Origin of the sequence: Ramlibacter sp. PS3R-8 (genome assembly GCF_037572435.1) — a bacterium.
GTDB lineage: Bacteria > Pseudomonadota > Gammaproteobacteria > Burkholderiales > Burkholderiaceae_C > Ramlibacter.
Map to the genome: position 1 here is coordinate 873,709 of NZ_JBBHGT010000001.1, position 22,172 is coordinate 895,880.

A 22,172-nucleotide genomic window follows, 5' to 3' on the forward strand; every position below is an offset into this window, starting at 1 on the left:
CGGCCCGCACGCGATACATAAAAACCACTTCCACGGACTCTTGGCCACCGAACGCGAACTCTCCGACTTCCTCCAAGGCGTCGAGAAACGCGCCTTCAAGCGCACCATCTATCACGTTCGCGAAGAGGAGTCGGCCCTGGATATCGTGCAGGACAGCATGATGAAGCTGGCCGAGCACTACGCGGACAAGCCGCCGAACGAGCTCCCCATGCTGTTCCAGCGGATCCTGTCGAACTGCACGCTCGACTGGTTCCGGCGGCAGAAGACGCGCAATGCGCTCTTTTCCAACCTCAGCGATTTCGAATCCGCCTCGGAAGACGGGGATTTCGACCTGCTGGAAACTTATCAATCTCCGGACGAGTCACAGAAAGTCGAGAGCGCGGAGGACGTCACCCGGCGCGCGCAGGTGTTCCGGGAGATCGAAGTCGAGATCCAGGAATTGCCGGCTCGTCAACGCGAAGCGTTTTTGATGCGTTACTGGGAGGAGATGGACGTCGCTGAAACGGCGGCGGCCATGGGCTGCTCGGAAGGCAGTGTGAAAACCCACTGCTCCAGAGCCGTCCAGGCCCTCAGCAAGGCACTGAAGGCAAAGGGAATCGAACTATGACCACAACGCAGCGCGCCCAGCGACAGGCCGACCAGTTCGGCCGGGCCGTCGCCATGCGCCTGTCGGCAGGCGCCGAAGAGATGCCGTACGAAACCCGGGAGCGCCTGCGCGCGGCCCGCATGCGCGCGCTCGCGCTGCGCAGCACGCCGGCCCGGGCCCCCGTGGTCGTGGGCCGTGGCGCGGCCGCCACGCTTGCATTGGGCGGCGACGAACGCAGCTGGTTCAATCGCATCGCCTCCGCGCTGCCCCTCATCGTGCTGGCCGCGGGGCTGGTGCTGATCCACAGCATCCAGACCGATCGCCGCGCCAGCGAACTGGCCGAGGTCGATGCCGCCCTGCTGACGGACGACTTGCCTCCTGCCGCGTACGCCGACCCTGGCTTCGTGCAGTACCTCAAGTCCTCCGGCCGGACGGAATAGCCCCCCGGGCCCGGCCATGACCCCAGTGCGCACCCTCCTCGCCCTGGCCAGCTTGCTGCTGGCCGCCGCCACGGCGTGGGCGCAGGTGGTGGTGGCGCCGCCTTTGGGCCCCGCCCAGGGACAAGGCCCGTCGGAGGGGCCGGTGGTGGCGCCGTCCGTGTCCGGCCAGGCCGACAGGCGGCCGCCTCCGGTTCGCCTCGCCCCGTACCAGCGCAGCGAGCCGCTGCCCTGGGCCGAACTCACGCCCCAGCAGCAACAGGCCCTGTCGCCGCTGGGCGCCTCCTGGCGCTCGCTGAGCGAGGCGCACAAGCGCAAGTGGCTGGCCCTGTCGTCCAACTACACCGCCCTGCCGCCGGCGGAGCAGGCCCGGCTGCGCTCCCGCATGACCGAGTGGGCCACCCTGTCGCCCCAGCAGCGCACCCAGGCCCGCCTGAATTTCGCCGAATCGCAGCAGGTGGACGCGGTGGACAAGCGCGCGAAGTGGGAGGCCTACCAGGCCCTCCCGCCCGAGGAAAAGCGCAGGCTGGCCGCCGGCGCCACGGCCGCCCGGCCGCCACCGCCGGTGACCGCGCCCGCCGTGCAACCCGCCCCGAAGCGGGACCTGGCGCGCGTTCCCCCCAGGAAGCGGCCCGACAGCGGCCGGCTGGCGGTCATGCCGCCCGGCCAGGTGGACCGCAATACGCTGCTGCCGCGACCCGGCACCCTGCCCGACGCCCCTTGACCGCGCCCGTTTCCCTGGCCGCGCCCAGCCTGCGGCGCCGCATGGCGTCGTGGCTGTACGAGGCCTTCCTGCTGTTCGCCATCGGCCTCATCGCCGCACTGGTCTTCTCGGTGGCCGTGGACATGCGCAATGCCATGGATGCACGGCGCTGGCTGCTGCAAGGGTTCCTGGTGCTGGTGTTCGCGGTGTATTTCTCCTACCTGTGGAGCAAGGGACAGACCCTGCCCATGAAGACGTGGCGCATCGCCATCGTCGACCGCCACGGACGCCGGCCGACGCAGGGCCGCGCGCTGCTGCGCTACGTGTACTGCTCGATGTGGTTCGCCGCGCCGTTGGCCGCGTATGCAGCCGGCCGGTTCAACCTGCGTGAGCTCGCTGTCGTCGCGGCCGGGTGGGTAGCCTTCTGGGCGCTCCTGAGCCGGTTTCACCCGCAGCGGCAGTTCTGGCACGACGCGTGGGCCGGCACCAGACTCGTCGACGCGGGCTAGGTCTGCCTGCCGCGCAGGCTCCTGTCCTTACCCTGGGCGACAATCGCCGCATGTCCACCCGCGACGACACCTTCGCCGACCTCGTCAACCCGCAAAAGCGCCGCACCGGCTTCAACCGCATGTGGCATGCCACCGGCTATTCGCTGGCGGGGCTGCGGGCCGGCTGGGCGGAAGCGGCTTTCCGGCTGGAGGCCTGCCTGGCCTTCGTGATGGCGCCGCTGGCCTTCTGGATCGGCCGCAGCTGGGTCGAGGTGGCGCTCCTCGCAGGCTCGGTGCTGCTGGTGCTGATCGTGGAACTGCTCAACACCGCCGTCGAAAGCGCGATCGACCGCATCGGCCTGGAGCGCCATGATCTTTCCAAGCGCGCCAAGGACATGGGCAGTGCCGCCGTGCTGCTGTCGTTGCTGATTGCCGCCGGAATCTGGCTCGCGGCATTGCACCAGCTGTTCTTCGCATGAAGCCGAACTTCTCGCTGTGCGTGTACTGCGGTTCACGCCCGGGCAAGGACCCGCGCTTCGCGCAAACCGCCGCGCAGGTGGGCCGCTGGATCGGACAGCAGGGCGGCCAGCTGGTTTACGGCGGCGGCAACAACGGCCTGATGGGGGTGCTGGCGGACGCGGCGCTGGCCGCGGGCGCCCGCGTGGTGGGCATCATTCCGCATTCGATGGTGGAACGCGAATGGGCCAAGCGCGATTGCACCGAGCTGCACGTCGTCGACAACATGCACCAGCGCAAGTCGATGATGGCGGAGCGCGCGGACGCCTTCCTGGCGCTGCCCGGGGGCATCGGCACTTTCGAGGAACTCTTCGAGGTGTGGAGCTGGCGGATGCTGGGCTTCCACCACAAGCCGGTGGGCTTGCTGAACCAGGACGGCTACTACTCCACCTTGCTACAGTTTTTGGAGCAAGGCGTCAGCCATGGGTTCATGAACACCACGCAGACGGACTTGCTGACGGTGGGCGACGACCCGGCGGAGTTGCTGCCACGGCTGGTGCTCGCCGCCGGCTACGAGGCGAGGCCGGTGGACATCTCGCAAATATGACCGGGGTTCGCTGCGCTCGCCACTGGCCTGCGGGGTTCGCCGGGCGTTCGTAGGGCGGCGGTGAGCGCGCAGCCGAACCCCGCCGCGCGTCAGACCGCAGACTCGTCCAGTTCGCCGGTGCGGATGCGCACGATGCGTTCCACGGTGGTGATGAAGATCTTGCCGTCGCCGATCTTGCCGGTGCGCGCGGCCTTGATGATGGCGTCGACACAGCGGTCGACGTCGTCGTCCTTCACCACCACTTCCACCTTCACCTTCGGCAGGAAGTCGACGACGTACTCGGCGCCGCGATAGAGCTCCGTATGGCCCTTCTGGCGGCCGAAGCCCTTGACTTCGGTGACCGTCAATCCCGTCACACCGCATTCCGCGAGGGCTTCGCGGACCTCCTCCAGCTTGAACGGTTTGACGATGGCGGTGATCTGTTTCATGGGCGTATCTCGTTTCAGAACTTGAACTTGCTGGTAATAGGATAGCGCCAATCTTTCCCGAAGCCCCGGTGCGTGACCCGGATGCCCACCGGCGACTGCCGCCGCTTGTATTCGTTGATCCGCACCAGCCGCGCCACCCGCTCCACCGTGGCGCGGTCATAGCCCTCCGCCACGATGTCCTCCACGCCCACGTCGTTCTCCATGTAGCGCGAAAGAATTCCGTCCAGGATTTCGTACGGCGGCAGGCTGTCCTGGTCTGTCTGGTCTGCGCGCAGTTCGGCGCTCGGCGGGCGCGTGATGATGCGTTCGGGGATCGGGTTGGCACAGGTGCCGTAGGGGTCGTTGGCGTTGCGCCAGCGCGCCAAGCGAAACACCACGGTCTTGAGCACGTCCTTGAGCACCGCGAAGCCGCCCGCCATGTCGCCGTACAGCGTGCAATAGCCGGTGGCCATCTCGCTCTTGTTGCCGGTGGTGACCACGATGCTGCCGAACTTGTTGGACAGCGCCATCAGCAGCACGCCGCGGATGCGTGCCTGGATGTTTTCCTCCGTCGTGTCCTCGGGCCGCCCGGCGAATTCCTTGGACAGCGACTGCAGGAAGGACTCGAACATCGGCTTGATGGAAATCTCGTCGTACCGCACGTTCATGCGCTTCGACATCTCCGCCGCGTCGATCCACGAGATGCTTGCCGTGTACGGGGACGGCATCATCACGGCGCGCACCTTGTCGGCGCCCAGGGCATCGACGGCAATCGCCATCACCAGCGCCGAGTCGATGCCCCCGGACAAACCGAGCAGCACGCCGGGAAAGCCGTTCTTGCCGATGTAGTCGCGAACGCCCAGCACCAGCGCGTGCCACAACTCGGCGTCGCCATCCGGCTGGTTCGCCTTGGGGCCGGACAAGGTCACGCCCTTGTCGCCCGCTTCCGCCTGCACGTAGAACAGGTCCTCGACGAAGGCCGGCGCCATCGCCGCCAGGCTGCCGTCGGCATTGACCGCGAAGGAGGCGCCGTCGAAGATGACTTCGTCCTGGCCGCCCACCAGGTGCGCATACACCAGCGGCAGGTCGATGTCCTGGGCGCGGTCCGCCATGCGGGCCATGCGTTCGCCGCTCTTGCCCGCATGGAAGGGCGAGGCGTTCGGCACCACCAGCAACTGCGCGCCCGAGGCGCGCGCCAGCTGCGCGGGCTCGGCGAACCACGCGTCCTCGCAGATCAGCAGGCCGACGCTGATGCCCTCCACCTGGAACACGCAGGTGCCCTGCCCGCGCGTGAAGTAGCGGTACTCGTCGAACACCTGGTAGTTGGGCAGCTCGCGCTTGGCGTAGGTTTCCAGCACCTTCCCATCGCACAGAACGCTGGCCGCGTTGTAGCGCTGCTGCACCTGGACCGACTTGCCGCGGATGGCCGTGCCGTGCGGATGACCCACCACGACGTGCAGTCCCTTCAACCCCGCGAGCTCGCGGGCCACCGTTTTCACGGCATCATCGCAGGCGGCAATGAAGGCCGGCCGCAACAACAGGTCCTCGGCGGGATAGCCGCAGATGGAAAGTTCGGGGGTGAGCACCAGGCGGGCGCCCCGCTCGTAGGCGGTGCGCGCCGCCGCGATGATCTTTTGCGCGTTCCCCTGCATGTCACCGACCGTGACGTTGAGTTGGGCCGTACAGATAGTGAGTGCCATGTCAGTCGTGCAATCGAGCTCAAACGATTATGTCACCCGGGTGCTGCGGACGCCGTCCGAAGCGGACGCGCCGGCCTGGAATGCGCTGCTGGCAAAGGCGGGCGGCTCGCCCTTCATGCGGCACGAGTACCTCGATGCCATGCATGCGAGCGGCAGCGCCGACGCCAGGACGGGATGGGATCCGCACTTCGTCACGCTCTGGCGCGACGGCGAACTGCATGCCGCCTGCCCGCTGTACCTGAAGAGCCACTCTTACGGCGAGTACGTGTTCGACTGGGCCTGGGCCAATGCCTACGAGCAGCACGGCGAGCGCTACTACCCGAAGGCGCTCACCGCTGTTCCCTACACGCCCGTTCCGGGGCCGCGGCTGCTGGCCGTCGATGCGGCCGCCCGCCTCGCGCTGGTGCAGGAGGTTCGTGCGTGGTGCATGAAGAAGAAGGTGTCCTCCTTCCACCTGCTGTTTGCCAATGACGACGACGTAGCCGCGTGCGACGAGGCCGGCCTGATGCTGCGGCACACCGTGCAGTTCCATTGGCTGAACGACGGCTGGCCGGACTTTGATGCCTTCCTGGCCAGCCTGACGCAGGAAAAGCGCAAGAAGATCCGGCAGGAGCGGCGCAAGGTGGCCGACGCCGGCGTGAGCTTCCGCCACGCCGAGGGTGCCGCGATCACGCAGGCCGACTGGGATTTCTTCTACCGCTGCTACGAGCGAACTTATCTCGAGCATGGCAACGCGCCCTACCTCACGCGGGACTTCTTCCGGCGCATGGCGGCGGCGATGCCGGAGAACTGGCTGCTGTTCGTCGCGGAGCGCGAGGGCGCGCCCATCGCCAGCAGCCTGATCGGGATCGGTGATGGCGTGGCCTATGGCCGGTATTGGGGCGCGCTCGAGCGCGTGGATTGCCTGCACTTCGAGGCCTGCTATTACCAGCCGCTGGCGTGGTGCATCGCCAATGGTTACCAGCGCTTCGAGGGCGGCGCGCAGGGCGAGCACAAGATGGCGCGCGCGCTGATGCCGGTGAAGACGACCAGCGCGCACTGGCTGGCGCATCCGGCCTTCGCCGATGCCGTGGAGAAGTTTCTGGCGCGCGAGGACAAGGGAATCGAGGCGTACATGGAGCACCTGGACGAGCGCTCGCCGTTCCGGCATCCCACGTAACGCCGGGGTGCGCTTTGCGCAACCCGGCCTACGATGAGCGCCATTCCGGCAGTCACATAGGAGCGCCGTTCCGGCATCGTCACATGAGCGCCGTTCCCGCACCGTCACATGAGCGCCGTTCCCGCACCGTCACATGAGCGCCGTTCCCGCACCGTCACATGAGCGCCGTTCCCGCACCGTCACATGAGCGCCGTTCCGGCATCGTCACGCATGGCGGCGACACCCGTAGGCCGGGTTCGCGGTAGCGACCCCGGCGTGCGGTCAGCCCTGCTGCTTCCTGTAGTTCTCGATCCCGTCCAGGATCTCCTGCCTCGCCGAATCCGCGCCTTCCCAGCCCAGCACCTTGACCCACTTGCCCGGCTCCAGGTCCTTGTAGTGCTCGAAGAAGTGCGCAATGGTCTTCAGGCGCACCGGGTTCAGGTCTTCCGGCTTTTGCCACTGGGTGTAGATCCCCAGCACCTTGTCGATCGGCACCGCCAGCACCTTGGCGTCGTCGCCGGCTTCGTCCTGCATCTTCAGGATGCCGATCGGCCGGCAAGTCACCACCACGCCCGGGATCAGGGGCACCGGCGTGATCACCAGCACGTCCACCGGGTCGCCGTCGCCGCTGATGGTCTTGGGCACGTACCCGTAGTTGGTGGGGTAGTGCATCGACGTGCTCATGAAGCGGTCGACGAAGATCGCGCCGGTCTCCTTGTCCACCTCGTACTTCACGGGGTCGGCGTTCATCGGGATCTCGATGATCACGTTGAACGAATCGGGCACGTTCTTGCCGGGCTGGACGTTGTCGAGGGACATGGTTTGGTTCTAATAAGGAAACAGGAAGGATCGGGAAAAACCCTGATTTTAGTTGGTGCGGCACCTCAATCCCGCCGCCGTCATTTGTCTGTAAAGCCTTTGCCCTTATAGTCCGCCGGTTGGCCAATCGTCTCCCGTCGGGGAGTCACGAGGAAGCAACGCAGCGGGGGCACCGCAGCGTTCGCAGCCCCCTCGAAGACTCAGACAACAGGAGAAACTTAGATGACTGGCAACTCGGCGCTGATCCTGGCGCTCGTCTGCGGCCTCGCGGCCGTAGCCTACGGCTTCTGGGCCCGCAGCTGGATCCTTTCGCAGGACGCGGGCAATGCACGCATGCAGGAAATCGCGGCGGCCATCCAGGCCGGCGCCGCAGCCTACCTCGCGCGGCAGTACCGCACCATCGCCATCGTCGGCGTCGTGCTGGCAATCCTCATCGGCATCTTCCTCGACGTCCAGACGGCCGTCGGCTTCATCGTCGGCGCGGTCCTGTCGGGCGCCTGCGGCTTCATCGGCATGAACGTCTCCGTCCGCGCCAACGTGCGCACGGCGCAGGCAGCCACGCGCGGCATCGGCCCGGCGCTCGACGTCGCGTTCCGCGGCGGCGCCATCACCGGCATGCTGGTGGTGGGCCTGGGCCTGCTGGGCGTGACGGCGTTCTACTGGTTCCTGGTCGGCAACGGCAACCTCACGCCGGACCGCAAGCTCGCCAACCTGCTGAACCCGCTGATCGGCTTTGCTTTCGGCTCGTCGCTGATCTCGATCTTCGCGCGCCTGGGCGGCGGCATCTTCACCAAGGGCGCCGACGTCGGCGCCGACCTGGTGGGCAAGGTGGAAGCCGGCATCCCCGAGGACGATCCGCGCAACCCGGCGGTGATCGCCGACAACGTGGGCGACAACGTCGGTGACTGCGCCGGCATGGCTGCGGACCTGTTCGAGACCTATGCGGTCACGCTGATCGCCACCATGGTGCTGGGCGCCCTGCTGGTCGCCGCGGCGCCGGTGAACGCGGTGCTGTATCCGCTGGCCCTGGGCGGCGTGTCGATCATCGCCTCCATCATCGGCTGCTTCTTCGTCAAGGCTTCGCCCGGCATGAAGAACGTGATGCCGGCCCTCTACAAGGGCCTCGCCATCGCCGGCGTGCTGTCGCTCATCGCCTTCTTCTTCGTCACGAAGTGGCTGATGCCCGACAATTCGATCGTCGAATCCGGCAGCCAGATGCGCCTGTTCGGCGCCTGCGCGGTGGGCCTGGTGCTGACCGGCGCGCTGGTCTGGATCACCGAGTTCTACACCGGCACCCAGTACTCGCCGGTCAAGCACATCGCCCAGGCCTCGACCACCGGGCATGGCACCAACATCATCGCCGGCCTCGGCGTGTCGATGCGCTCCACTGCCTGGCCCGTGCTGTTCGTCTGCGCCGCCATCTACGCCGCCTACTGGCTGGCCGGCCTCTACGGCATTGCCATCGCCGCCACCGCCATGCTGTCGATGGCCGGCATCGTCGTGGCGCTGGACGCGTATGGGCCGATCACCGACAACGCCGGCGGCATCGCGGAGATGGCGGACATGCCCGCGAGCGTGCGCGACATCACCGACCCGCTGGACGCGGTGGGCAACACCACCAAGGCGGTGACCAAGGGCTATGCGATCGGTTCCGCCGGCCTGGCCGCGCTGGTGCTGTTCGCCGACTACACCCACAAGCTGGAGAGCTACGGCCGCCAGATCAGCTTCGACCTGTCGGATCCGCTGGTGATCATCGGGCTGTTCATCGGCGGCCTGATCCCCTACCTGTTCGGTGCGATGGCGATGGAAGCCGTGGGCCGCGCCGCCGGCGCCGTGGTGGTGGAAGTGCGCCGCCAGTTCCGCGACATCAAGGGCATCATGGAAGGCACGGCCAAGCCCGAGTACGGCGTGGCGGTCGACATGCTGACCAAGGCGGCCATCAAGGAAATGATGATCCCGTCGCTGCTGCCGGTGGTGGTGCCGATCCTGGTCGGCCTGATCCTCGGCCCGAAGGCGCTGGGCGGCCTGCTGATGGGAACCATCGTGACGGGCCTGTTCGTCGCCATCTCCATGTGCACGGGCGGCGGCGCCTGGGACAACGCCAAGAAGTACATCGAAGACGGCCACCACGGCGGCAAGGGCTCCGAGGCGCACAAGGCAGCCGTGACCGGCGACACCGTGGGCGATCCGTACAAGGACACCGCGGGCCCGGCGATCAACCCGCTGATCAAGATCATCAACATCGTGGCGCTGCTGATCGTGCCGCTGGTGGTGAAGCTGCACGGCTGACGCCTCCGTAGGCCGGGTTCGCGCAGCGACCCTGGCGTCCGGTGCGCCATGCCGGGATGCGCGCTGCGCAACCCGGCCTACGAGGCAGGCCCGCGCAAGCGGGCCTTTTTCATGGCCGGCGCGCGATCGCCTTCACCAGCGCCGCCGCCGTCGCCGTCAGGTCCGGCAACTCGTCCACCTTGCCGTCCTCGATCGCCTGCAGCACCAGCTCGTGGATGCCGCCCACCACGGCCATGGCCAGGCCGGGCGTGACGTGCGGCGCGTTCACGACCGCCACCATGTAGTCGGCGATCTCTTGGTTCACGCGCCGGCGTGCGGCCAAGCCGACGGGCCCCAACGCCAGGATCTCGACGAACAGCGTGCGCATCAGCACCAGGTTGCCGGCCATGCATTGCAGGTAGGCCCCGATGGCGCGATCCACCTGCTGCTCCCAGCCATGGCTGGGATCGATCGCTTCGCGCAGCACCCGCAGCGCGTTATGGCTGGCCGCCTCGTAGAGCGCGACCAGGCACTCGGCCTTGCCGCTGAAGTGTTCGTAGAAGGTGCGACGGGACACACCTGCCTGGCTCACCACGTCCGCGATGGTCGTGTCGCCATAGCCTTTCACGGCCACGGCCTGTGCCATGCCCTGCAAGAGGCGGCTGCGGTGTTCCCGGCTCGTGGTTGACAAGGCCCAGTCCTGCATGCGAACATGGTACCAATGCGTACCAGTTCGCGCCATCCCACTTAAGTGTTCACTCCATGACCGATCTCGTCGTCCGCCGGCTCCTCGTCGACATGGAGCAACCCATCGCGCGCCATTGGTGCGCCGGGGATGCCTTCCGCACCGCCTTGTTCAATGCGCTGTCGATGAGCTTCCCGACCGGTGAGCAGTTCTTCATCGACTCCGTGCGCAATGGCTTCAAGGAACTGTCGCCCCAGCAGCAGGAGCGCTTTCGCGCGGAGGTCCAGGGGTTCATCGGCCAGGAGGCCACGCACCGCCGCCTGCACGCGCTGTACAACGGACATCTCGACAAGCTGGGGCTGGTGAACGACTGGGAGGCACGCAACCTGGCGCGCTTCAAGGAACTGGAGGGCGTCGACGTACGGCACTGGCTGGGCATCACTGCAGCCAATGAACACTTCACCGCGATCCTGGCCGAATTCATGCTGCGCAACCCGGACCTGCTGGGTGACAGCGATCCTCGCCTCGCGACGCTCTGGCTCTGGCACAGCTCCGAGGAGTCGGAGCACAAGAGCACGGCATTCGACCTGTACCAGGCGCTCGACGGCAGCCACGAGTGGCGGGTGAAGTGGATGAAGCGGGTGACGACGCTGTTCCTGATGGAAACCTTGCGCCAGACGCTGAAGAACCTGCGCCAGGACGGCACGCTGTGGAAGTGGAGCACCTGGAACAGCGCCTTCATTTACCTCTTCGGCAAGCGCGGCCTGGTGCGCGAGACCTATGCGCCCTGGCGGCAGTACTTCCGGCGCGACTTCCACCCCAACCAGCAGAATTCCGGAGCCTCTGCGCGCTGGCTGGCCGAGCACGCCGACAGCTTCGTCCCCGTCGGACAGCCCGCCTCCGCGTAGGCCGGCGGCGAGCGCGCCGCCGAACCCCGCCCCCCGCTAACCCCGGCGGCGCGAGCTGGCGCACTCGCGGGGCGCATGGGCGGACTTCCTGCGGGGATTCTGGCAGGCGGCCCGTCTGGCGCACAATTCACCCATGCAGCTCCACTACATCGCCAACGCCGGCGTGCGGTCCTCGTCCGAGCGCACGCTGCCGGTCATCGACCCATCGGACGGCCAACCCTTCGACGCCATCCAGCGCGGCACGCCGGAAGACATCGACCGCGCCGTGCAAGCAGCGCGCCAGTGCTTCGAAGGCCCGTGGAGCAAGCTGAGCGCCGCCGAGCGCGGCCGGCTGATGATGCGGCTGTCGCTGAAGATCTCCGACTGCATCGACGAGCTCGCGGCCATCGAGCAGCGCGATTGCGGCAAGCCCACCAAGCAGGCCCGCGCCGACGCGGTGGCGCTGGCCCGCTACTTCGAGTTCTACGCGGGCGCCTGCGACAAGCTGCACGGCGAGACGCTGCCCTACCAGGACGGCTACACCGTGCTCACGTGGCGCGAGCCGCATGGCGTCACCGGCCACGTGATCCCCTGGAACTACCCGATGCAGATCTTCGGCCGCAGCGTCGGCGGCGCCCTGGCCGCGGGCAACGTCTGCGTGGTGAAGCCCTCGGAGGACGCCTGCCTTTCGCTGATCCGGGTGGCGCAGCTCGCCGCGGACGTCGGCTTCCCCGCCGGCGCGATCAACATCGTCACGGGCTACGGCCACGAAGTGGGCGATGCGCTGGCGCGCCATGCCGGCATCGACCACATCAGCTTCACCGGCAGCCCGCGCGTGGGTACCGTGATCCAGCAGGTGGCGGCGGAACGCCATTGCCCGGTGACGCTGGAGCTGGGCGGCAAGAGCCCGCAGATCGTCTTTGCCGACGCCGACGTGGACCAGGTGCTGCCGGTGGTGATCAACGCCATCGTGCAGAACGCCGGGCAGACGTGCTCTGCCGGCTCGCGCCTGCTGGTGGAGGAAAGCCTGTACGAGCCGCTGATGGAGCGCCTGGCCGAGGCCTTCACGCGCCTGCGCGTGGGACCCGCCGCCATGGACCTGGACGTCGGGCCGCTGATCCGCCAGACGCAGCAGCAGCGCGTGTGGGATTTCCTGTCGGACGCGCAGCACGCCGGCATCTCCGTCATGGCCCAGGGCCAGGTGGTGGAGGAAGCGCCGCAGACCGGCTACTACCAGGCGCCGACGCTGCTGCGCGACGTGCCGATCACGCATCGGCTGGCGCAGGAGGAAGTGTTCGGCCCGGTGCTGTCCGCGATGAGTTTCCGCGGCGAGGACCACGCGGTGGAACTGGCCAATGCCACGCAGTTCGGCCTGGTGGCCGGCGTCTGGACGCGCGACGGCGCCCGCCAGCTGCGCATGGCGCGCCGGGTGCGCAGCGGCCAGGTCTTCATCAACAATTACGGCGCCGGCGGCGGCGTGGAGCTGCCCTTCGGCGGCGTCAAGTCCTCGGGGTATGGCCGCGAAAAGGGCTTCGAGGCCCTGTACGGCTTCACGACGCTGAAGACGGTTGCAATCAAGCACGGCTGAACGGGCCATCCCAGGAGATCAACGAATGCGAGTGAAGGACAAATCGATCATCGTCACCGGCTCCGGCGGCGGCATCGGCGAGGGCATCGCCCACCGCCTGGCCGCCGAGGGCGCCCAGGTGATCGTCAATGACATCGATGCCGGCCGGGGGGAGAAAGTCGCTGCCGCCATCCGCGAGCAAGGCGGCCGCGCGACCTTCTTCGCCGCCGACGTGACCAGGTCGGCCGACGTCAAGGCGCTCGTGGCCACCGCGGTGCAGCGGCACGGCAAGCTCGACGTGATGGTCAACAACGCCGGCTGGACGCACCGCAACCGCCCGGCCCTGGAGGTGAGCGAGGAGGACTTCGACCGCGTCTATGCGATCAACATGAAGAGCATCTACCTCTCCACGATCCACGCGGTTCCGGCCTTCCGCGCCAACAAGGGCGGCGTGTTCATCAACATCGCCTCCACCGCGGGCGTGCGGCCGCGTCCGGGCCTCACCTGGTACAACGGTTCCAAGGGTGCCGTGATCACCACCAGCAAGTCGTTGGCGGCCGAATTCGGGCCGGACAACATCCGCGTGAACTGCATCAACCCGGTGTTCAACCCCGACACCGGCCTGTCCGCCGAGTTCGCGGGCGGCCCGGTGGACGAGACCCGGCGTGCGAAATTCCTCGCGACGATCCCGCTGGGTCGCTTTTCGACAGCGATGGATGTCGCCAATGCGGCTTTGTACCTGTCCAGCGATGAGGCGGCCTTCATCTCGGGGGTCTGTATCGAGGTGGATGGGGCTCGCTGCGTTTAAGCCCAACAGCCGGACGCAGAAGGCGCAGAAGTTGCGCAGAAGACGCAAAAGGAGTCCAAAACCATTTTTGGGTTTCTTCTGCGTCTTCTGCGGCACTTTTGCGCCTTCTGCGTCCGGTAGTCCGCATTCCCCCCTTTCGCCCGCCACTTTGTCGGAAAAGACACTGGCGTCACAATGGAGCCATGGCTGAACGCGTGATCCCGCTGGTCGACCAGCGCCTGACGGCGCTGCGCGCCGCGCTGCCTGCCGATGCGATCACGCCCAACGGCTTGCTGGCGGACACGCGGGGGCGCGAACTGCGGGACCTGCGCATCAGCGTCACCGACCGCTGCAACTTCCGCTGCAGCTACTGCATGCCCAAGGAGGTGTTCGACAAGGACCATGCATACCTGCCGCATGCATCCCTGCTGAGCTTCGAGGAAGTCACGCGCCTGGCGCGCCAGTTCCTGGCCCACGGCGTGCGCAAGATCCGCCTCACCGGCGGCGAGCCGCTGCTGCGCAAGAACATCGAGATCCTGATCGGCCAGCTGGCCCAGCTGCGGACCGTGGACGGCATGCCGCCCGAGCTGACGCTCACCACCAATGGCTCGCTGCTGGCACGCAAGGCGCGCGCCCTCAGGGACGCGGGCCTGCAGCGCGTGACCGTCAGCCTGGACGGCCTGGACGACGCCGTGTTCCGCCAGATGAACGACGTCGACTTCCCGGTGGCCGAAGTGCTCGAAGGCATCGCCGCGGCGCGCGAGGCGGGCCTCGGCCCGATCAAGGTCAACATGGTCGTCAAGCGCGGCACCAACGAGGACCAGATCGTCCCGATGGCGCGCCACTTCCGCTCCAGCGGCATCGTGCTGCGCTTCATCGAATACATGGACGTCGGCGCGACCAATGGCTGGCGCATGGACGAAGTCGTGCCCTCGGCCGAGGTGCGGTCGCGCATCGCGGCCCACTTCCCGCTGGTACAGCTGGACCCTTCCGCTCCTGGCGAGACCGCCGAGCGCTGGGGCTACGCCGACGGCGAAGGCGAGGTCGGCTTCATCAGCAGCGTGACCCAGGCCTTCTGCGGCGACTGCAACCGCGCGCGCCTGTCCACCGAAGGCAAGCTGTACCTGTGCCTGTTCGCGGCCAATGGGTACGACCTGCGCGAACTGCTGCGCGGCGGGGCCAGCGACGCGGAGATCGCCTCGGCGCTCGGGCACATCTGGCAAGGCCGCACGGACCGTTATTCCGAGCTGCGCGGGACGCTCGGCGCCGACGCCGGAGCCGGCGGCCGCCGCGTCGAAATGAGCTACATCGGCGGCTAGCCGCCGCCGGCAATGTTCGGCGTTACAGTCCCGGCATGGACAAGAACGACGTAACCGGCGTGATCCTCGCCGGCGGCCGCGGCTCGCGCATGGGCGGCGCCGACAAGGGCCTGCAGACCTTCCGCGGCATGCCGATGGCGATGTACACGCTGATGCGGCTCGGCCCGCAAGTCGGCGAGGTGATGATCAACGCCAACCGGAATCTCTCGGCCTACGAATCGTTCGGCATCCCGGTGTGGCCCGACAGCCTGTCCGACTATGCGGGACCGCTCGCCGGCTTCCTGACCGGCCTGGAGCATTGCGAAACCGAGTACATGGTCACCGTGCCTTGCGACACGCCCCTCTTCCCGCAGGACCTGGTCGCGCGGCTGGGCGAAGCACTGGAGCGTGACGGCGCCGAGATCGCCATGGCAAGCGCGCGCGAAGAGGACGGCCAGTTGCGCGCGCAGCCCGTGTTCTCGCTGATGCGGCGTGAACTGATGGAAAGCCTGGTGCGCTTCACCCACGAAGGCGGCCGCAAGATCGACGCCTGGACGGCGCAGCATCGCACCGTGCTGGTTCCCTTCGACGGCCCCGGCGACGACGCCTCGGCCTTCTTCAACGCCAACACGCTCGCCGAGCTGCACAAGCTCGAGCAATCGCCGTGAGCGCATCGATCGCCGAGATCGCGGCGCAGTTGCAGGGTTACGACCCGCAGGCGTTGCCGGCCGATGCGGTCGGCGCCTTCCTGGAGCGGCTGGTCTCGCCGGTCGCGCAAGTCGAACAGGTCAGCGTGCTCGACGCGCTCGGCCGCGTGCTCGCCGGCGACCTGGTCTCGCCGATCAGCGTGCCGCCGCACGACAACTCCGCCATGGACGGCTACGCGTTCGATGGCGCGCAACTGGCCGCCGGCGCCCTGCAGCTGCAAGTGATGGGAACCGCGCTGGCCGGCAAGGCATGGCAGGGCCGGGTGGGCCCGGGCCAGTGCATGAAGATCATGACCGGCGCCATCATGCCGGCGGGGCTGGACACCGTCGTGCCGCAGGAGTTGACGAAGACGCTGGCCGATGGCCGCGTCGAGATTCCCGCCGGCCTGCTGCAGCCCGGCGACAACCGCCGTCACGCGGGCGAAGACCTGATGGAGGGACAACCCGCACTGCGTGCCGGCGAGCGCATCGGCCCCGCGGCCTGCGGACTGATCGCCAGCCTCGGCATCGCGCAGGTCGACGTCTTCCGGCGGCTGAAGGTGGCCTATTTCTCGACCGGTGACGAAATCCTGAGCCTGGGCGAGCCCCGGCGGGAAGGCGCCGTGTTCGACAGCAACCGCTACACCGTGCACGGGATGCTGCGGCGCCTGGGCTGCGAGGTCATCGATCTCGGCGTGGTGCGCGACGAGCCGGCCCTGCTGGAGCGGGCCTTCCACGACGCCGCATCGCTCGCCGACGCCATCATCACCAGCGGCGGCGTGAGCGTGGGGGAAGCGGACTTCACCAAGGCGATGATGAAAAAGCTGGGCGACGTCGCCTTCTGGAAGATCGCGATGCGGCCCGGCCGGCCGATGGCGGTGGGCCGCATCGGCAACGCCGCGCTGTTCGGCCTGCCGGGCAATCCGGTGGCCGTGATGGTGACGTTCCTGGCGTTCGTGCGGCCCGCCTTGCTGCGCATGATGGGCGCGCGCGTCACGCAGCCGGTGCCGTTGAAGGCGCGCAGCGGCGAGGCGATGCGCAAGAAACCGGGACGCACGGAATACCAGCGCGGCATCGTCACGCGCGGCGCCGATGGCGCGCTGGAAGTGCGCACCACCGGCAACCAGGGGTCGGGCGTGCTCAGCTCCATGGTGCAGGCGAACGGGCTGATCGTGCTGCACCACGCGCAGGGAAACGTCGCGGTGGGCGACGAGGTGGATGTGATGATGTTCGAGGGCGGGATCTGACATTCGCCATGGAGCCTGCGTGAAGGATCGGATCAAGCAGCTGTTGGTGGGAACGCCCCTCGAACCCCTTGCCAGGAAGGTGCACTCCCTGCTCACCGGTGCCGGTGCGGGAACGGCGGCTTCCGATGCGGCGGACAAGAGCCGCGACTACGACCTCCAGACGCTGCAGGTGATGCAGCGGGTCCTGCGCGAAGACTCGAATTGCGTCGATGTCGGTTGCCACCAGGGCAGCATGCTCGAGGAGATGCTGCGCCTGTCGCCGCGCGGCACCCACTTCGCCTTCGAGCCGCTCCCCGCGATGTATGCGGGCTTGCGAAAGAAGTTCGGCCACCTGCCCAATGTCCATCTCCACGATTGCGCCCTGAGCGACGCCGACGGCACGACGTCGTTCCAGCACGTGGTCAGCAATCCCGCCTATAGCGGCTTGCGCCGCAGGCGATACGACCGTGCCCACGAGCAGGTGGAGGAGATCCGCGTGGAGACCCGGTTGCTGGACGGCTTGCTGCAGGGGGCCGTCCCGGTCCACTTCATCAAGGTGGATGTCGAGGGCGCTGAACTCCAGGTGTTCCAGGGCGCGGCCGAGACGATTCGCAAGCACCGCCCCGTGATCGTCTTCGAACACGGACTCGGCGGCGCGGACTACTACGCCACCCGTCCCGAGCAGGTGTACGACCTGCTGGCCGGCCGCTGCGGCCTGCGCTTGTTCGTCATGGCCGACTGGCTGCGCGACAGCGGGCCTGGCCTGAGCCGCGAAGCGTTCTGCAGGCAGTTTTCCACCGGCAGCGACTATTACTACATGGCCGCGGCGTGATCAGCCGACCCGCGCGAACCGCAGCGCCGCGATCGGCGGCAGGTCCCGTGCCACGCTCTCCCACCTTTCACCCGCATCCTCGCTGACCCACAAGCCGCCGGTGGTGGACCCCATCGCCAGCGTGCGGCCATCGTCCGCGCACACCAGCGCATGCCGGTACACCAGGTGATACGCATCGCGCGCCGGCAAGCCCTCGCCGTGCGTCACGAAGCTGGCCCCGCCATCGCGCGTCTCGGTCACCACCATGCAGCCCTCCACCGGCATGCGCTGCGCGTCCGAATGCGCGGGTGCGAACCAGGCACGTTGCGCATCCGCGGGATGCGCGGCAACGGCGAAGCCGAATCCGCTGGGTGCCGGCGAGGCGATGGCTTGCCATTGCATGCCGCCGTCCCCGGACCGGAAGATGCCGCCGTGATGCTGCACCCACAGCGCGTCGGGGTGCGCAGCGCAGGCGCTCAGGCGATGCACGTCCTGGATGTTGCCGTCGTAGCGACGCTCCGGCGGCATGTAGGCCCCGGCGTCCAGGCCTTGCGACGTATTCGCCCAGGTGCCGCCGCCATCGCGCGTCTGCCAGACGCCGCCGCAGGAGATGGCCAGCGTCACGTGGTTGCGGTCGCGCGGATCCACCACGATCGAATGGATGCCCGGATGGTCGTAGCCGCCGCCGAACCATTCGCCGCGTTCCGGCCGGTCCCAGAGCGACTCCACCAGCTGCCAGCTGTCTGCGCGATCGTCGGAGACGAACAGGCCGGCCGGCAGGCAGCCGGCCCACAGCCGCCCACCTCCCGCTTCCAGGCTCCAGACGAGGTCCACCGCCCACGGCATCGGGTCGTCCTTCCACCGCCCTTCGGTGGGCTTGGGCGGAAAGGCCGGCGCTGCCACGTCCTGCCAGTTGCGGCCCTGGTCGGCGCTGCGTTTCAACTTCACGCCGAAGTGGCCGAGGCGCAGGGCGGCATACCAGATGCCGTCGGCCGCATCGGCCAGCACCTGCGTGACGGGCTCACCGGCAAAATGCGGCCGGCCCAGCCGCCAGCCCGCGGGTGAGCGCCGGAGTTCGAACAGTCCCTTGCGGGTGGCAACCTGCAACAGATCCATCGCCTAACCTCCGGTGAGCGCCTGGATGACCATCAGGTGGTCGCCGCCCGCAAGGGGCCGTTCCAGGGCAGTTGGCCGCAACAGCATCTCCCCGTTGACGAACAACGCCACATGCTTGCGCACGCCGCCCTGCTCGTCCAGTACGTAGTGTCGCAGCGTCGGGGCGGCCAGGAAAGCGGCATCGAGCGCCGCGCCCACCGTGGTGGCCGCCACCTCCTGCGGCGGGCAAGGTACGTGTCGCGTCAGTGCCGGGGCGAAGCTGACGGTCGGCACGTGTCTACCTCCTTGGATCTGGATCCCCGCCTGCGCGGGGATGAACGTGCTGGCGCACGGTCACTTCGCCACGAGATCGTCGTGGTGCGGCACCGGCGTTTCCTTGGCGAGCGCGGTATTGGCGCCGGGCACCTTGCCGCGGGCGAACACCGAGTACATGGTGGGGACCACGAACACGGTGAGCAGCGTGCCCAGCGACATGCCGCCGACAATCACCCAGCCGATCTGCTGGCGGCTCTCGGCGCCGGCGCCGGTCGCCAGCGCCAGCGGCAGTGCGCCCAGCACCATTGCGCCGGTCGTCATCAGGATCGGGCGCAGCCGCTGCGAAGCCGCCTTCACGATGGCGTCCACCGTCTGCAGCCCGTGCTCGCGCAGCTGGTTGGTGAACTCCACGATCAGGATGCCGTGCTTGGTGATCAGGCCCACCAGCGTGATCAGGCCGATCTGCGAGTACACGTTCAGCGATCCGCCCGACCACTTCAACGCCAGCAGCGCGCCGATCATCGACAGCGGCACCGCCAACATGATCACCAGCGGATCCACGAAGCTCTCGAACTGCGCCGCCAGCACCAGGAAAATGAACACCAGCGCCAGCACGAAGACGATGGCCAGCGCGCCCTGCGAGTTGCGGAATTCGCGCGAGGTGCCGTTCAGGTCGGTCGTGTAGCCGGGTTTGAGCACGCGCGCGGCCGCCTGGTCCATGTACGCCAGCGCTTCGCCCAGCGAGTAATCCGGCGACAGGTTGGCCGAGATCGTGGCGGAGCGGCGCTGGCCGAAGTGGTTGAGTTCGCGCGGGCTGACGTTCTCGCTGATCTTCACCAGCGCGGACAAGGGCAGCACGGTGTCGTTGCGGCCGCGCACGTAGATGCCGTCGATGTCGTCCGGCGTGGTGCGCCCCGATGACTGGATCTGCACGATCACGTCGTACTGCTCCGCGTCGCGCTTGTAGCGCGTGACGTTGCGGCCGCCCAGCATCGTCTCGATGGCGCGGGCGACGGCGTCCACCGGCACGCCCAGGTCCGCCGCCTTCGTGCGGTCGATGTCCAGGCGCAGTTCCGGCTTGTTCAGGCGCAGGTCCACGTCCGGCTGCAGGATGCCGGGCTGCTTGGCCATCTCGGCCAGCATCTGCCCCACCACCAGGTTGAGGTTCTGGTACGTGTCGGACGTCTGGATCACGAAGTTGATGGGCCGGTCGCGGAAACCCTGCCCCAGCGAAGGCGGCGTGATCGGAAACGCATTCACGCCGGGCAATGCCGCCATCTTCGGGCCGAGCTCGCGCGCCAGGTCGATGGTGCTGCGCTTGCGGTCCTCCCAGTCCACCGTGCGGTAGGTGACGTTGCCCTGGGACACCGAGGGATTGCCCACGTTGGCGAAGATCCGGTCGAACTCGGGATACTGCTGTCCCAGCCGCTCCAGCTCGCGCGCGTACTTGTTGGTGTAGGCCAGGGTAGACCCGTCGGGCGAGGTGATGTTCGAGGAGATCACGCCGCGGTCCTCGATCGGGGACAGTTCCGAACGCATGCTGGGGTAGACGAACGAGATGGCGATGGCGCTCAGCAGCATGCCGCCGATGACGATCCAGCGCGCCTGCAGCAGGATGCGGCGGGCCCTTACGCCGGCGCCACGTTCGCCGGCGCGTGGCTTGTAGCCGGTACTGATGATCCAGCGCAGCAGGCGCCCATAACCGTTGGACAGGCCCGTCAGCGCCTTCTCCATGCCCCGGTCGAACCAGTTCGGCTTGGGGTTGTGGCGCAGCAGCTTGGAACACATCATGGGCGTGAGCGTCAGCGCCACGAAGCCGGAGACCACCACCGCGCCGGCGAGCGCCAGGGCGAACTCGATGAACAGCCGGCCGGTGCGCCCCGGCGTGAAGGCCAGCGGCGCATACACGGCCACCAGCGTCATCGTCATCGTGATGACCGCGAAGCCGATCTCGCGCGCGCCCTTGATGGACGCCGAGAACGGATCCAGCCCCTCCTCGATGTGGCGGAAGATGTTCTCCAGCATCACGATGGCGTCGTCCACCACCAGCCCGATGGCCAGCACCAGCGCCAGCAGCGTCAGCGTGTTGATGGAGAAGCCGGCCAGCGACATCAGCGCGAACGTGCCCACCAGGCTGACCGGGATCGTGACGATGGGGATGATCGACGCGCGGAAGGTGCGCAGGAAGACGAAGATGACCAGCGCCACCAGCAGCACGGCCTCGATGATGGTGCGGTAGACGTTCTTGATCGAGCGGTCGATGAAGACCGAGTTGTCGTTGGCGATGTCGATCACCACGTCGCCCGGAAGGTCCTGCTTGAGCTTCGGGATCATCTCGCGCACGCCGCGCGACAGGTCCAGCGGGTTGGCGGTGGCCTGGCGGATCACCCCCGTCGAGATGGAGTCACGGCCGTTGATGCGCACCGCGCTGCGCTCATCGGCGGCGCCCTCTTCCACGCGCGCCACGTCGCGGATCTTCACCGGGTACCCATTGACGCTCTTGATCGTGATGTCGGCGAACTGCTCCGGCCGCAGCAGGTCGGTCTGGGAGGTGACGCTGAACTCGCGCTGGGCGGATTCGATCCGGCCGCCCGGCAACTCCAGGTTGCTGCGCCGGATCGCGTCTTCGACGTCCTGTGACGCGAGCCGGTAGCCGGCCAGTTTCTGCGCATCCAGCCAGACGCGCATGGCGTACTTGCGCTCGCCGTAGATGCGCACGTCGGCCACGCCCGTCACGGTCTGCAGCCGCGGCTTGGCGATGCGGTTGACCATGTCGTTGATCTGCAGCCGCGACATCGTGTCGCTGGAGAATGTCAGGAAGATGACGGGAAAGGCATCGGCCTCGACCTTGGCGATGACCGGCTCGTCCACTTCCTGCGGCAGGCGGTTGCGCACGCGCGCGGTCCGGTCGCGCACTTCGGCGGCGGCGGCGTCGGGGTCCTTTTCCAGGCGGAAGCGCACCGAGATCTGGCTCTGCTCGGCACGGCTGATGGAGGTGATCACGTCCACCGCGTCGATGCCGGCGATGGAGTCCTCCAGCGGCTTGGAGATCTGCGACTCGATCACTTCGGCCGAGGCGCCCGGGTAGCGGGTGGTGACGGTCACCACCGGCTCGTCGATCTTCGGGTACTCGCGCACGGACAGCCGGTCGAAGCTGACCACGCCGACCAGCACGATCAGCAGGGACAGCACGGTGGCGAACACCGGCCGCCGGATGGCGATCTCGGGCAACTGCATGAATGCTC

General features: G+C 67.8%; 22 protein-coding genes. 15 read left to right on the plus strand and 7 right to left on the minus strand.

The window, feature by feature from the left end; all coding sequences use genetic code 11:
• Positions 1 to 40 precede the first annotated feature (40 nt).
• Genes WG902_RS04115 through WG902_RS04140 form a run of 6 tightly spaced genes read left to right on the plus strand, consistent with a single transcriptional unit; the run spans position 41 to position 3,277 of the window.
• Positions 41 to 607, plus strand: a complete 567-nt coding sequence (locus tag WG902_RS04115) for an RNA polymerase sigma factor (protein ID WP_340058656.1) — start codon at positions 41 to 43, stop codon at positions 605 to 607.
• Positions 604 to 1,026: a DUF3619 family protein gene (locus tag WG902_RS04120; RefSeq protein WP_340058657.1), complete on the plus strand. Its 423-nt coding sequence runs from the start codon at positions 604 to 606 to the stop codon at positions 1,024 to 1,026. The genes WG902_RS04115 and WG902_RS04120 overlap by 4 nt, the downstream gene beginning before the upstream one ends.
• A gap of 16 nt (positions 1,027 to 1,042) precedes the next feature.
• Positions 1,043 to 1,747: a DUF3106 domain-containing protein gene (locus tag WG902_RS04125; RefSeq protein ID WP_340058658.1), complete on the plus strand. Its 705-nt coding sequence runs from the start codon at positions 1,043 to 1,045 to the stop codon at positions 1,745 to 1,747.
• Positions 1,744 to 2,235: an RDD family protein gene (locus WG902_RS04130; protein ID WP_340058659.1), complete on the plus strand. Its 492-nt coding sequence runs from the start codon at positions 1,744 to 1,746 to the stop codon at positions 2,233 to 2,235. Before WG902_RS04125 ends, WG902_RS04130 begins: the two co-directional genes overlap by 4 nt.
• A gap of 50 nt (positions 2,236 to 2,285) precedes the next feature.
• On the plus strand, positions 2,286 to 2,693 hold the full coding sequence (locus WG902_RS04135; protein ID WP_340058660.1) for a diacylglycerol kinase: 408 nt from the start codon (positions 2,286 to 2,288) through the stop codon (positions 2,691 to 2,693).
• Entirely contained in the window at positions 2,690 to 3,277 is a 588-nt protein-coding gene (locus WG902_RS04140; protein WP_340058661.1) for an LOG family protein, read from the plus strand. The genes WG902_RS04135 and WG902_RS04140 overlap by 4 nt, the downstream gene beginning before the upstream one ends.
• A gap of 89 nt (positions 3,278 to 3,366) precedes the next feature.
• On the opposite strand, the gene WG902_RS04145 is transcribed toward WG902_RS04140, so the two are convergent.
• Together WG902_RS04145 and WG902_RS04150 are read right to left on the minus strand one after the other, a co-directional pair.
• On the minus strand, positions 3,367 to 3,705 hold the full coding sequence (locus WG902_RS04145) for a P-II family nitrogen regulator (protein ID WP_340058662.1): 339 nt from the start codon (positions 3,703 to 3,705) through the stop codon (positions 3,367 to 3,369).
• A 14-nt stretch (positions 3,706 to 3,719) separates the two neighbouring features.
• Positions 3,720 to 5,384, minus strand: a complete 1,665-nt coding sequence (locus tag WG902_RS04150; protein ID WP_340058663.1) for an NAD+ synthase — start codon at positions 5,382 to 5,384, stop codon at positions 3,720 to 3,722.
• Here WG902_RS04150 and WG902_RS04155 point away from each other — a divergent pair.
• Positions 5,383 to 6,543, plus strand: coding sequence for a GNAT family N-acetyltransferase (locus WG902_RS04155; protein ID WP_340058664.1), 1,161 nt, complete (start codon positions 5,383 to 5,385; stop codon positions 6,541 to 6,543). The two genes, WG902_RS04150 and WG902_RS04155, sit on opposite strands and share 2 nt — an antisense overlap.
• A 261-nt stretch (positions 6,544 to 6,804) precedes the next feature.
• Here WG902_RS04155 and ppa read toward each other — a convergent pair whose 3' ends face one another.
• Entirely contained in the window at positions 6,805 to 7,341 is a 537-nt protein-coding gene (gene ppa / locus WG902_RS04160; RefSeq protein ID WP_340058665.1) for an inorganic diphosphatase, read from the minus strand.
• A 222-nt stretch (positions 7,342 to 7,563) separates the two neighbouring features.
• Here ppa and WG902_RS04165 point away from each other — a divergent pair, with 222 nt between their 5' ends.
• Positions 7,564 to 9,630 (plus strand): sodium-translocating pyrophosphatase, encoded by a 2,067-nt coding sequence (locus WG902_RS04165; protein WP_340058666.1) that lies wholly within the window; start codon positions 7,564 to 7,566, stop codon positions 9,628 to 9,630.
• A gap of 109 nt (positions 9,631 to 9,739) precedes the next feature.
• Here WG902_RS04165 and WG902_RS04170 read toward each other — a convergent pair whose 3' ends face one another.
• Positions 9,740 to 10,315: a TetR/AcrR family transcriptional regulator gene (locus WG902_RS04170; RefSeq protein WP_340058667.1), complete on the minus strand. Its 576-nt coding sequence runs from the start codon at positions 10,313 to 10,315 to the stop codon at positions 9,740 to 9,742.
• A 56-nt stretch (positions 10,316 to 10,371) separates the two neighbouring features.
• Between WG902_RS04170 and WG902_RS04175 the strand changes: the two genes are divergently transcribed.
• The 7 genes from WG902_RS04175 (at position 10,372) to WG902_RS04205 (ending at position 17,577) form a co-directional block, all read left to right on the plus strand.
• Positions 10,372 to 11,202: a metal-dependent hydrolase gene (locus WG902_RS04175; RefSeq protein WP_340058668.1), complete on the plus strand. Its 831-nt coding sequence runs from the start codon at positions 10,372 to 10,374 to the stop codon at positions 11,200 to 11,202.
• Positions 11,203 to 11,335: 133 nt separating this feature from the next.
• Positions 11,336 to 12,769, plus strand: a complete 1,434-nt coding sequence (locus WG902_RS04180; RefSeq protein ID WP_340058669.1) for an aldehyde dehydrogenase family protein — start codon at positions 11,336 to 11,338, stop codon at positions 12,767 to 12,769.
• Positions 12,770 to 12,794: 25 nt separating this feature from the next.
• On the plus strand, positions 12,795 to 13,556 hold the full coding sequence (locus tag WG902_RS04185; protein WP_340058670.1) for an SDR family oxidoreductase: 762 nt from the start codon (positions 12,795 to 12,797) through the stop codon (positions 13,554 to 13,556).
• Between the two features lie 182 nt (positions 13,557 to 13,738).
• The gene (gene moaA, locus WG902_RS04190) at positions 13,739 to 14,854 is read left to right on the plus strand and encodes a GTP 3',8-cyclase MoaA (protein WP_340058671.1); all 1,116 of its coding nucleotides are present in this window, start codon (positions 13,739 to 13,741) and stop codon (positions 14,852 to 14,854) included.
• A gap of 35 nt (positions 14,855 to 14,889) precedes the next feature.
• Positions 14,890 to 15,501, plus strand: coding sequence for a molybdenum cofactor guanylyltransferase MobA (gene mobA, locus WG902_RS04195; protein WP_340058672.1), 612 nt, complete (start codon positions 14,890 to 14,892; stop codon positions 15,499 to 15,501).
• The gene (moeA, locus tag WG902_RS04200; protein ID WP_340058673.1) at positions 15,498 to 16,766 is read left to right on the plus strand and encodes a molybdopterin molybdotransferase MoeA; all 1,269 of its coding nucleotides are present in this window, start codon (positions 15,498 to 15,500) and stop codon (positions 16,764 to 16,766) included. Before mobA ends, moeA begins: the two co-directional genes overlap by 4 nt.
• A gap of 19 nt (positions 16,767 to 16,785) precedes the next feature.
• Positions 16,786 to 17,577 carry an FkbM family methyltransferase gene (locus WG902_RS04205; RefSeq protein ID WP_340058674.1) on the plus strand — a complete coding sequence of 264 codons (792 nt, stop codon included), beginning with the start codon at positions 16,786 to 16,788 and terminating at the stop codon, positions 17,575 to 17,577.
• Here WG902_RS04205 and WG902_RS04210 read toward each other — a convergent pair whose 3' ends face one another.
• Genes WG902_RS04210 through WG902_RS04220 form a run of 3 tightly spaced genes read right to left on the minus strand, consistent with a single transcriptional unit; the run spans position 17,578 to position 22,164 of the window.
• Positions 17,578 to 18,672 (minus strand): WD40/YVTN/BNR-like repeat-containing protein, encoded by a 1,095-nt coding sequence (locus tag WG902_RS04210; RefSeq protein ID WP_340058675.1) that lies wholly within the window; start codon positions 18,670 to 18,672, stop codon positions 17,578 to 17,580.
• A gap of 3 nt (positions 18,673 to 18,675) precedes the next feature.
• Entirely contained in the window at positions 18,676 to 18,945 is a 270-nt protein-coding gene (locus tag WG902_RS04215) for a MoaD/ThiS family protein (RefSeq protein WP_340058676.1), read from the minus strand.
• A gap of 60 nt (positions 18,946 to 19,005) precedes the next feature.
• Positions 19,006 to 22,164 (minus strand): efflux RND transporter permease subunit, encoded by a 3,159-nt coding sequence (locus WG902_RS04220; protein ID WP_340058677.1) that lies wholly within the window; start codon positions 22,162 to 22,164, stop codon positions 19,006 to 19,008.
• Positions 22,165 to 22,172: the final 8 nt, after the last annotated feature.